Consider the following 10,286-nt stretch of genomic DNA (forward strand, 5'->3'; position numbering starts at 1 on the left):
CCACACCGGCGAGCCTAACCAATGAATCCGGGGCCTGGCCAGCAGCAACACGCCCGCGTCGGCGGGAAATGACTCAGAGCCGCCGCACGGGTTGGCGGAGGATGGTTTTGAGCTTTTCCGGTGCCACCCAGCGGGCGTCGCTGAGGTAGATCTCGTGGTGCAGGCCGGCAAATCCGAGGCCGTTGGCCGGCATGTATTCATTGTGCAGGCGGCGCAGCGTGGGGGCCTCGTCGTCAGGATCGGATGCTGTCCACAGGCCCTCCAGCGGCCCGACGACGTAGTCCCGGCCCGCGTGCTTGCTGGCGAACTTGACGGCGTAGGACACCGAATACAGAGCCTCGAGGGCGGCGGTGTAGGCGGGGGCCGTCCCTGGATTACCTTGCCCGTCCAGCATCAGGTAGTTCAGTGGAGGGACTGAGACCACCTCGAAGTCCCGGGCCCGGGGCGCGTACAGATCCTTGAACTGTTTCTTGACCTCGTACTTGTCCATCGCGCCCCGCCCCTCCGTTCCCAGCAGCCTAATGGCCGGCGTCGTACCAGCTGGGGCCCACGCCGATCTGGACATCCAGCGGGACGCTGAGGTCCGCGGCGGAGCCCATCTGCTCGGTGACGAGCTTCTCCACCGCTTCCCGCTCGCCGGCGGCGACTTCAAGGACCAGTTCGTCATGGACCTGCAGGAGCATGCGCGACTTGAGGCCCTGCGCCGCCAGTTCAGCGTGTACGCCCAGCATGGCGCGTTTGATGATGTCTGCGGCCGATCCCTGGATGGGTGAGTTCAGTGCGATGCGCTCCGCGTTTTCGCGCAGCTGCCGGTCCGTGCTGGTGAGATCCGGCAGGTACCGGCGGCGCCCCTCGATGGTGGCCGTGTAGCCGTCCACCCGGGCCTGGTCCACCACGCCGCGGAGGTAGTCGCGGACGGCGCCGAACCTGTCAAAGTAGTCCTTCATCAGCGTGCGGGCCTCGTCCACGGAAATTTCCAGCTGCTTGGACAGGCCGAACGAGGTCAGGCCATAGGCGAGGCCGTAGGACATGGCCTTGACCTTGGAGCGCATGGCGCTGGTGACTTCTTCGGTGGGCACGTGGAAGATGTTCGAGCCCACAAACCGGTGGAGGTCCTCACCGTCCTGGTAGGCCTGGATCAGGCCCGCGTCGCCCGAAAGGTGCGCCATGATCCGCATTTCGATCTGTGAGTAGTCCGCGGACAGCAGGCACTCATAGCCGTCACTGACCACAAAAATGCCGCGGACACGCCGGCCTTCCTCGCTACGGATGGGGATGTTCTGCAGGTTGGGGTTGTTGGAGGAGATGCGGCCCGTCGCTGCCACGTTCTGCGCATAGGTGGTGTGGATCCGGCCGTCTTCGGTCACGGACTTCTTGAGCGACTCCAGCATCTGGCGCAGCTTCGAGGACTCCCGGTGCGCCATCAGCTGGACCAGGAATTCGTGCCCGGTCTTTTCGAGCAGGTTCTTCAGCGAGGCGGCATCGGTGGTGTAGCCAGACTTGATCTTCTTGGTTTTCGGCAGCTGGAGTTCGTCAAAGAGCACTGCCTGCAGCTGTTTGGGCGAGCCGAGATTGACCTCGTGGCCGATCGCAGCGAAGGCAAGTTCCTGGGCGTTGTCGATCACCTTGGCCAGATCGGCGATCTGCTCGTCCATGCGCGGCAGGTCGATGGCGATGCCCGCGGTTTCCATGTCGGCCAGCACGCGGCTGACGGGCAGCTCAAGGGTGGTCAGCAGGTCCCCGGCCTTGCGTTCGGTGAGTTCTGATTCGAAGTGCCGGCTCAGGGCCTGGACCACGGCCGCCACTTGGACCAGAGCACCGGCAGCGGCGGCGTCGTCGCCGTCGAACGCCAGCTCCAGCTGGCCCGCCTTGGAGGTCTCCGCCGAGACACTGACGTTGAGGTGGTGCTGGGCCAACTCAGCGAGTTCATAGGTGCGGCGGTCCGGCTGGATGAGGTATCCGGAAATTGACGTGTCATCCACCACGCCTTCCAGTCCCAGGCCACGGCTGGAGAGAGCCTTCAGCGCAGCCTTGTAGCCATGCATGACCTTCGGGCTGTTTTCATCGCGCAGCCAGTCCGCGAGGACGTTTTCGGCCGCGGCATCCTGCGCGGCGAGGTCGATATAGACGGCGGCATCGTCACGGACGATGGCCAGTGCGGCGGCGTCTTCGCCGATCCGCCCGGGCACCAGGTCGACGGCGACTGCCGACGTCTTGCCAGCGCCCGCCGCCAGGAAGGCACCCAGCTCGGCTGCCCCGGCGGGAGTCACGAAGTCCGGAGCGGCGATGCTTTCGCGCTCCGCAGATTCCACTTCTTCGCTGCCGTACAGGGCAAAGAGCCGGGTACGGATGGTCTTGAATTCAAGTTCGTCGAACAAAGACTCCAGCGCGGCTTCGTCCGGCCGCGGTTCCGCGAGATCGTCCAGGGTGAGGGGAAGTTCGAGATCCGTGTGGAGCCTGTTCAGGCGTCGGTTGCGTTTGACGTCCTCCACGTTTTCCCTGAGGGCATCGCCAACCTTGCCGCCGATCGCATCCAGGTGCTCGAGGACGCCCTCAAGACCGCCGTAGAGGTTGATCCACTTTGCCGCGGTTTTCGGGCCCACGCCCGGAACGCCCGGAAGATTGTCCGCTGTCTCCCCCACCAACGCGGCAAGATCCGAATACTGCGCGGGCGTCACAAAATACTTCTCCTGGATGGCTGCCGCGTCCATCCGGGGAATGTCGCTGACACCCTTCCGCGGGTATAGCACAAAGACGTTGTCCGTGATCAGCTGGAAGGCGTCACGGTCGCCCGAGACGAGCAGCACCTCAAAACCCGCCTCTTCCCCCATGGCGGCGAGGGTTGCCAGGATGTCATCGGCCTCATAGCCGGGCAGCTTGATGGTCTTGATACCCCAGGCGCCCATGACCTTGTCGATAAGGTCGATCTGGCCGCTCATCTCACGGGGCGTTTCGTTGCGTCCACCCTTGTACTCGCTGTACTCCGCTTTGCGGTGCGTGGTGTCATCCGAGACGTCGAAAGCGACACAAATGTGGGTGGGCTTCTGTTCCTTGATCAGGTTGATGAGCATGGACGTGAAGCCGTGGATGGCGTTGGTGTGCTGTCCGTTGGCGGTGGAGAACTTGTCCGCCGGCAAGGCGAAAAACGCGCGGAACGCCATCGAGTGGCCGTCCAGCACCAGAAGCCGCGGCTGGCCGGTGATGGGAACCACCGGGGCTTCCGTGGCGGAAACCTGGCCTCCGACCGGCGGGACGTTGATGTCCTGCAAGGCAGCATCAGCGTCAAGCACTGCAGTCTCGGACGGGAAGGGGGCCGGTTTGGTAGTTTCACTCACAGGTGTCAGCCTAGTTCCCATGATGGACAATTTCACGCCCGGGCCCTTCACTGAGGAATTGGTCACAGCAGGCATCCCGGCGCACCTCCACGACTGGCTCGGCCGCCTGGGCGTCGGTGCCCTGGTGGTGAAGATGGGGATCCACTTCCTGGAGATGAGCCCGGAACGAACGGTGGCCACCATGCCGGTGGAAGGGAACACCCAGGTGGCGGGCATCCTGCACGGCGGCGCCCATGTGGTGCTGGCCGAAACCCTGGGATCCTTCGCCGCCGGGATGCACGCCGGCGCCGGCAGGCATGCCCTCGGCATCGAAGTGAGCGCCACACACCACCGTGCAATCGCCGCGGGCACCGTGACAGGTACGTGCACCGCGATCCATCTGGGCCGGACACTGACAACGCACGAAATCGTGATTACCGACGAAAAAGGCCGCCGCCTCTCCACCGCACGCATCACCAACATGCTGCGGGACAACGAGCCCACGGAGGCCTAAGCGCCTCAGGCGGTTCAGCTCCCTAGCGGGCCGGATCCGGGGATGTGAGGGTGTAGCGCAACTCCACGATCCCCCGCCCCATGGTGCGGGACGCCGTCAACTCAAGTGGCGTCGTCGGGCCTTCCAATGGGAGCAGCCGCTTCCCCTCGCCCAGGACCACGGGGATGACCGACAGGATGATTTCGTCCAGCAGTCCGGCATCGGCGAATTGCGCTGCGAGGTTGCCGCCGCCCACCACCCAGACGTTCTTCTCACCGGCGTGGTCCTTGAAGTCCTGAATGAACTCCTGGACGGGACCGCGGACGAACGTGATGTCAGTGCCGGCCGGAGCAACGTGCTCGTGCCGGGTGAACACATAACAGGGCGTGGAAGGGTATGGCCAGTTGCCGGGTTCGTGCTCCATCAGCCAGGAGAACGTCTCGCCGCCCATCACGATGCAGCCGACGCCGGCCATGAAGGTTTCGTAGCTTTCCTTCCCGCCCTCGAAGCCATCGAACTCGAGAAGCCAGGCGAGGTCATCCTTGGTGGTCGCGATGAACCCGTCGATGGAGGCCGCGACAAAATACTGGATCCTTGACATGGAACCAGAGTAGCGCTGCGGTGTGGACGGGCTGAAGGGCTACTTGCTGAAGTACGGAATGATCAGGTAAAGCCCGAACAGGACAGCCACGCCGCAGAGGCCAAAGCAGGTGTAGGCGAAGTAGCGCTTGGTGCGGGGTGAGGCCTGCCGGGCGTCACCGGCGATGGCCGTCAGCCGCACGCCCAATGAATACAGGACCACAACGGTCACCGCGGACACCAGGGTAGCGCCGGCCACTGTCAAGAGTTCCAACCACTTCATCGCTGAACATCCTTGTGCTGGTTCGCCTTGGCGCGCGCCCGGGCGAATGCTTTCTTCTTGGCAAAGCGGACGGCCTGGCCCGCTTCTTCGACTTCCACTGCATTGTGGTGGCCCACCGCCGACTTGCGGGAGTAGGCGAACATAAACAGCACCGCGGCGGTGCCGGCGACGGCGGCAATCACCACACCCACCACGCCGGTCTTCACCAGCAGCGCGGTCAGCGCGCCCACAACGCCGGCGGCTGGAAGTGTGAACAGCCAGCCCAAGGCGATCTTGCCCACCATGTTCCAGCGCACCGTCGTGCCCTTACGGCCCATGCCGGACCCGATGACGGAGCCGGACGCCACCTGGGTAGTGGAAAGGGCGAAGCCCAGGTGGGAGGAGGCGAGGATGGCAGAGGCGGTGCTGGTCTCGGCTGCGAATCCCTGGGCAGGCTTGACCTCTGTGAGCCCGGAACCCATGGTCCGGATGATGCGCCAGCCACCTGCGTAGGTGCCGACGGCGATGGCCAGGGCGCATGCCGCTATGACCCAGAACTGCGGGCCCGACCCCGGGGACTGGGTACCAGCCGAAATCAGCACCAGGGTGATGATGCCCATGGTCTTCTGTGCATCGTTGGTTCCGTGGGCCAGCGCCACGAGGCTGGACGTGAAGATCTGGCCGGTGCGGAACCCGCCCCGCTTCTGTGTCAGCTTGCTGCCGGTTTCAGGATCGTGCCGCGACGTCAGGGCATACGCGAGCCGCGTGCAAAGGTACGCCACCAGGCCGGCAATCAGCGGGGCGAAGATGGCGGGCAGGATGACCTTCTGGAGCAGCGTTTCCAGATTCACGGAATTGAATCCGATACCTGCGATTGCTGCGCCGATCAGCCCGCCGAAGAGCGCATGCGATGAGCTGGACGGCAGGCCTTTGAGCCACGTGATCATGTTCCAGAGAATGGCACCCATGAGGCCGGCGAAAATGATGTGCGGGGTGATCTGGACACCGTCCGAGCCTTCCCGGATGATGCCGCCGGAGACTGTTTTGGCCACTTCCGTAGAGAGGAAGGCACCTACCAGGTTCAGGATTGCCGCGAGAGTCACCGCGGTCTTCGGTTTGATGGCACCGGTGGCGATGGGCGTAGCCATCGCATTGGCGGTGTCATGGAATCCATTTGTGAAGTCGAAAAATAGTGCCAGTCCGATGACCAGCGCCACCATAAAGGTGATATCCACCTGTTGCCCAATCTGCAGAGTCGACGTTCAGCAGTTCCATTACCCGCCGTGCCCTGCAACGTATTATTCACCTGTAGTTCATGTGAAATGACCTGTGGTGTTAACAGAACCTGCGTGAAACCCTATCGATCGTATGCGTCCATGGCATCAGGTCAAAACAGCTGCTCCGTGACAAACCCTCCGACGGCGGCCAGCTCGGCTGGAGAGATTCCCCGGCGTGGATCGGGCGACACCGTGAGGATGCGTGGGCCCAGAAATCCGGCCCACGCCAGTGCTTGCTGTTCATAGCGGAGCTGGTCGTCAATCCAAACGATGCCATCCGGGGTGTTGGCCGCCAGGTCCTCCTGGAGGGCGGCAAGCTTCCACCAGCCCTCCCCCGTTCCGGCACCATCCGCGGTCAGGCAGGGCCAGTGGCCGCCTGCAAGTCCGATGGCAGGGCATAAGTATTCCGCGGCCATGTCCTCCCAGCTGGTGAGCCACACGCACCGGACTCCCGGCAGCCGGGAAAGCCGGTTCAGCCCGTCAACCAGCTGGCCCGCATATGCCACCTCAAGCACGCCGGCGTTCGCAAGTATCCAGCCGGAACCCCATGGCGTCTTGCCCGTCGCTCCGAACGGGCAAACGACGCCGTCGACGTCCAGGTACAGGGTGACGTTCCGCACTGCCGCTCCGGTCAGGCCGGCAGGCCCGGAACGGCCCTTAAATGATCGAGGGGCTGCACGCATCAATGGTCGCACTGCGCCCAGCCCCTCCTCAAGGACTCGCCGATAAGGAGTGTGTCCTAGGCAGAGAACGCCTTGGCCGGGGCGGCTTCAGGGCGGGCGGGGCTTCCGTGCTGGTCGTGGCCGTAGAGCCAGTCGTTGTACTGGAAGTTGTTGTCCGTCCGGCTCTTGAACAGCAGATTCCGGAGCGTGCGGGCCAGGCCGGAGACGTGCCACGACTCGCCCCAGACACGGGCATTCCGCTGGACCCGGGCCGTGCGGCCGGCACGGATTGTGTTGAATTCCTTGATGGCACCATCCCAGGCTGCGGGGTTGACGCCGTCCGCGGTGAAGACGGTGCCGTTGGTGACGTCCTGCAGCACGGCCGCGTCTTCGAGGGCCTGGCAGGCGCCCTGGGCCAGGTACTGGAGCATGGGGTGCGCGGCGTCACCCATAAGGACCATCCGGCCGGCCACCCAGTTTTCGATCGGGTCACGGTCGTACATGGGCCAGCGCATGGCGGTGCCAAGATTCTTCAGTGCATCCTGCACTGCCGGAATGCAGTCCTTGTAAGCCGCTTCGAGTTCATCCACACCGCCATACTGCTCTTCGCCGCGTTCGAAGGAGGGGGACTTGAACACCGCGACGGTGTTCAGCAGCTCACCCTTGCGCAGCGGGTACTGCACCAGGTGGCAGTCCGGTCCAAGGTAGACGATGACGTCTTCAAGGTCGGCTTTGGGCGTGTTTTCGGTGATCGGCACGGTACCGCGGTACGCCACGTAGGCCGAGGAAACCGGCTCGTCGTTGGCAACGAGGGGGCGCAGGGTGGACTTGAGTCCATCGGCGCCGATGATGGCGTCCGCCTCATAGTCAACGCCGGCGGCGGTGTGCGCAATGCCGCGGCCGTTCACGGTTTCCACACTCTCCACCATGACGTCGTTGACGAGTTTGACGCCCGCCGCCTCACAGCCGTCGAGCAGGACCCGGTGCAGGTCGCTGCGGTGGATCACGACGTAGGGAGCGCCATAGCGTTCCTCGAATTCGCCGCCGAGCGTCTGCCTGGTGAGCTCCTCGCCGGTCACTGCGTCGCGGAACACGAGGTGCTTGGGGCGGACGCCGATTTCGAGGGCCTTCTCCAGCAGGCCCCAACGCTTCAGTACGCGTGAGGCGTTGGGGGCCATCTGCAGGCCCGCGCCCACTTCGCCGAACTCAGGAGCACGCTCCACGAGGGTCACCTCGGCGCCGTTCTCCCGCAGCGCGAGGGCCCCGGCCAGGCCGGCCATTCCACCGCCGATAACGAGGACTTCGGTGGACGATTTCAGGTCAGACATTGCTGTCTCCTTCAGAGATCTTGGTAGTGGAATTGATCTTGGCGGAAATGGCTGCCAGCAGGACGGCTGCCACGGCTGCCGCACCGGCGAAAGCCAGGAAGTTGGAGTTGACGCCGAGCCCGGCAGCCAGCAGCAGCCCGCCCACCTGCGGTGCCGCGACGGCGCCTATGCGGCCGACGCCGAGGGCCCAGCCAAGGGCCGTTCCGCGCAGGTGCGCAGGGTAGTGGCTGGCCACTGCCGCAATGATGAGGCACTGCGTGCCGTGGGTTCCCACGCCGGCCAGGACCAGCATGAGGTAGACGACGGCGACGGGCGGGCCGGTAACCAGCACAAGCAGCGCGGCGGCAGCGACGCCGGCGGCAGCGATCGCCGTCGGGATCGGGCCGAACCGGGTCCCGGCCCAGGCGGTGATGACGGATCCCGCTACGGCACCCACGTTCAGGGCGAGGGCGAAAGTCAATGCTGAGCCGAGGTTGTAACCGGCCAGCTGCATCAGGTTGGGCAGCCACGTGCCGAGGCCGTACCAGGCGAACAGGGTCACCAGGGTGGCGAATGCGTAGAGCAGGCTCATGCCGAGGAACGGCGCCCGGAGCAGTGACCCGAAACCGGCGGGTTCCCGGGTTACTGCAGCGTCGGAGGACGCGGACGGTGCCAGGGTTTCAGGGAGGTAGCGGAGTCCCAGCGGAATGACCACGATCACGGCCAACACGGCGACCAGGAACATCGCCGGCCAGCCGAAGGCGGGAATCAGCGGGATCCCTACCAGCGCGGCGATGGAGCCGCCGATCGGTACGCCAGACATCATGAGCGTGGCCACCGTTGGACGCCACTTTGTGGGGACCAGTTCTGCCACGAGCGCGTTGGCTGAGGGGACGAGGCCACCCAGGCCGATGCCCGCCAACAGGCGGAGGGCACCGAAGACGACGGCGTTGGGGGAAAACGCGCACAGGATGGTGAAGACGGAGAAAAGAATGGCGCAGCCGATGATGGTCCGGCGGCGACCCCACGTGTCCGACATCCGACCCGCGAAGATGGCGCCTATCATCATGCCAACGAACGCCATCGAGCCGACGGTCCCAGCTGTGGCCTTCGTCAGCCCCCAGCCTGTGTCGTTGATAAGGGACGACTGCACCGTGCCGTAAACAATGAGGTCGTAGCCGTCAAAGACCACCAGGAGCCAGCAGACCAGCACAGCCATGGCGGACTGCTTCGAGAACCGCGATGCGCCAGAGGAGAAAAGGCCGGCGCCGCCTGTGATGCCCGGCGCCGCGGCAGTAGGTGTGTGATTCATCCCACCACTGTCAGCCACCTCACACGGCCTCGCCTATATAATTCTGCCATGCAGAACATACCGGTCCAGCGAAAACCTACCTACCCCATCGAGGCGGTGGACAACGCCCTGCTGTTGCTGCAGCTCCTGCGCGACGGGGGCAGCCTGAGGCTCAAGGATGCCGCCAACGAACTGGGCGTGGCTCCTTCCACCGCCCATCGGCTCCTGGCCATGCTGGTATACCGGGGCTTCGCGGTCCAGGACGAGTCCCGCCGTTATGTTCCCGGGCCGGCCATGGGTGCAGGCCCCGCCCGCGTGAGTTGGTCGCGCCTGCTGCGGGAAGTGGCCAGGCCGCATATGGAGATGTTGTGTTCGCGGGTCAACGAAACGGTCAACCTGATGATCCGCGTGGGCACGAAGGTCAGGTTCCTGGACACCGTCGAGAGCACCAGCGCCCTGCGCGTTGGCGACCGCCAAGGAACAGTCCTGCCGGCCCACAAGGCCTCGGGCGGCAAGGCGATGCTGGCGGAACTTGAACCCGCCATGGTTGACCAGTTGTTCCGCAGCAGCAACGCGGAGATCGGCGGCGACAATATCCCCGACGCCGAGTACCCGGCCTTCTTGCGGGAACTTCAAACCATCCGCGGCAACGGATTCGCCGCCAACTTCGAAGGCACCGAGGAAGGCATCAGCGCCCTGGGGCTGGCCCTGCACAACCGCGCCGGCGACGTCGTCGGGGCATTGAGCGTAGCCACCCCGGTTGCAAGGTTCCGGCGACTCTTTGACGCAGGACTGGTGGGCGTCATGCTGGAGACCCGGCGCCAGCTCGAAATCGACATTGCCGCCAACCCTTTCAACAGGGACTGATCCAACAGACCAGGCCCTTGCCCGGTAATTCTGCTAGCCAGAATATGTTGGAGGTCACATACTCCGCTCCCTAGAGTCGTTCGTACGCCCACACGCTCATCGCACCATCAAGGAGGCCCTCCATGTCCGTCAGCGCCGAGAATCTTACGCATGCTTCTGTTGCCGCCGGCCAGGTTGTTCCGGAGCCGTCGCCGGAGGAGGCTGCGCAGCTTGCGGAGTTGTACCGGGATTTCG

Annotated in this window: 10 protein-coding genes; 2 read left to right on the plus strand and 8 right to left on the minus strand. The window is 64.6% G+C overall.

The features are described from left to right. Nucleotides 1–73 precede the first annotated feature (73 nt). On the minus strand, nt 74–490 hold the full coding sequence (locus NG696_RS11270) for a GyrI-like domain-containing protein (RefSeq protein WP_252575407.1): 417 nt from the start codon (nt 488–490) through the stop codon (nt 74–76). A gap of 28 nt (nt 491–518) precedes the next feature. Continuing rightward, a complete protein-coding gene (gene polA, locus NG696_RS11275; protein ID WP_252569431.1) occupies nt 519–3,161 on the minus strand; it encodes a DNA polymerase I in 2,643 nt (880 codons plus the stop codon). A 193-nt stretch (nt 3,162–3,354) separates the two neighbouring features. Between polA and NG696_RS11280 the strand changes: the two genes are divergently transcribed. After that, nucleotides 3,355–3,828 carry a hotdog fold thioesterase gene (locus NG696_RS11280; RefSeq protein ID WP_252568705.1) on the plus strand — a complete coding sequence of 158 codons (474 nt, stop codon included), beginning with the start codon at nt 3,355–3,357 and terminating at the stop codon, nt 3,826–3,828. A 22-nt stretch (nt 3,829–3,850) separates the two neighbouring features. Here the strand turns inward: NG696_RS11280 and NG696_RS11285 are convergent, their stop codons facing one another. The 6 genes from NG696_RS11285 to NG696_RS11310 form a co-directional block, all read right to left on the minus strand. Further along, nucleotides 3,851–4,408: a dihydrofolate reductase family protein gene (locus NG696_RS11285; RefSeq protein ID WP_252568706.1), complete on the minus strand. Its 558-nt coding sequence runs from the start codon at nt 4,406–4,408 to the stop codon at nt 3,851–3,853. 39 nt (nt 4,409–4,447) lie between these two features. After that, entirely contained in the window at nt 4,448–4,669 is a 222-nt protein-coding gene (locus NG696_RS11290) for a hypothetical protein (protein WP_058932545.1), read from the minus strand. Beyond that, a complete protein-coding gene (locus NG696_RS11295; RefSeq protein WP_252575409.1) occupies nt 4,666–5,883 on the minus strand; it encodes an inorganic phosphate transporter in 1,218 nt (405 codons plus the stop codon). Before NG696_RS11295 ends, NG696_RS11290 begins: the two co-directional genes overlap by 4 nt. Nucleotides 5,884–6,035: 152 nt before the next feature. Then, nucleotides 6,036–6,545: an HAD domain-containing protein gene (locus tag NG696_RS11300; protein WP_252568708.1), complete on the minus strand. Its 510-nt coding sequence runs from the start codon at nt 6,543–6,545 to the stop codon at nt 6,036–6,038. Nucleotides 6,546–6,664: 119 nt separating this feature from the next. Further along, on the minus strand, nt 6,665–7,915 hold the full coding sequence (locus tag NG696_RS11305) for an FAD-dependent oxidoreductase (RefSeq protein WP_252568709.1): 1,251 nt from the start codon (nt 7,913–7,915) through the stop codon (nt 6,665–6,667). After that, nucleotides 7,908–9,206 (minus strand): MFS transporter, encoded by a 1,299-nt coding sequence (locus NG696_RS11310; RefSeq protein WP_252568710.1) that lies wholly within the window; start codon nt 9,204–9,206, stop codon nt 7,908–7,910. Before NG696_RS11310 ends, NG696_RS11305 begins: the two co-directional genes overlap by 8 nt. 48 nt (nt 9,207–9,254) lie before the next feature. Between NG696_RS11310 and NG696_RS11315 the strand changes: the two genes are divergently transcribed. After that, entirely contained in the window at nt 9,255–10,052 is a 798-nt protein-coding gene (locus NG696_RS11315; RefSeq protein ID WP_252575410.1) for an IclR family transcriptional regulator, read from the plus strand. Nucleotides 10,053–10,286 lie beyond the last annotated feature (234 nt).

This window comes from Pseudarthrobacter cellobiosi, from assembly GCF_023913755.1.
Lineage (GTDB): Bacteria > Actinomycetota > Actinomycetes > Actinomycetales > Micrococcaceae > Arthrobacter > Arthrobacter cellobiosi.

Coding starts and splice junctions, on each gene's coding strand:
- NG696_RS11290 (WP_058932545.1), bottom strand. CDS start 4,669: ATGAAGTGGTTGGAACTCTTGACAGTGGCCGGCGCTACCCTGGTGTCC.
- NG696_RS11315 (WP_252575410.1), top strand. CDS start 9,255: ATGCAGAACATACCGGTCCAGCGAAAACCTACCTACCCCATCGAGGCG.
- NG696_RS11310 (WP_252568710.1), bottom strand. CDS start 9,206: ATGAATCACACACCTACTGCCGCGGCGCCGGGCATCACAGGCGGCGCC.
- NG696_RS11305 (WP_252568709.1), bottom strand. CDS start 7,915: ATGTCTGACCTGAAATCGTCCACCGAAGTCCTCGTTATCGGCGGTGGA.
- NG696_RS11280 (WP_252568705.1), top strand. CDS start 3,355: ATGATGGACAATTTCACGCCCGGGCCCTTCACTGAGGAATTGGTCACA.
- NG696_RS11270 (WP_252575407.1), bottom strand. CDS start 490: ATGGACAAGTACGAGGTCAAGAAACAGTTCAAGGATCTGTACGCGCCC.
- NG696_RS11285 (WP_252568706.1), bottom strand. CDS start 4,408: ATGTCAAGGATCCAGTATTTTGTCGCGGCCTCCATCGACGGGTTCATC.
- polA (WP_252569431.1), bottom strand. CDS start 3,161: ATGGCGTTCCGCGCGTTTTTCGCCTTGCCGGCGGACAAGTTCTCCACC.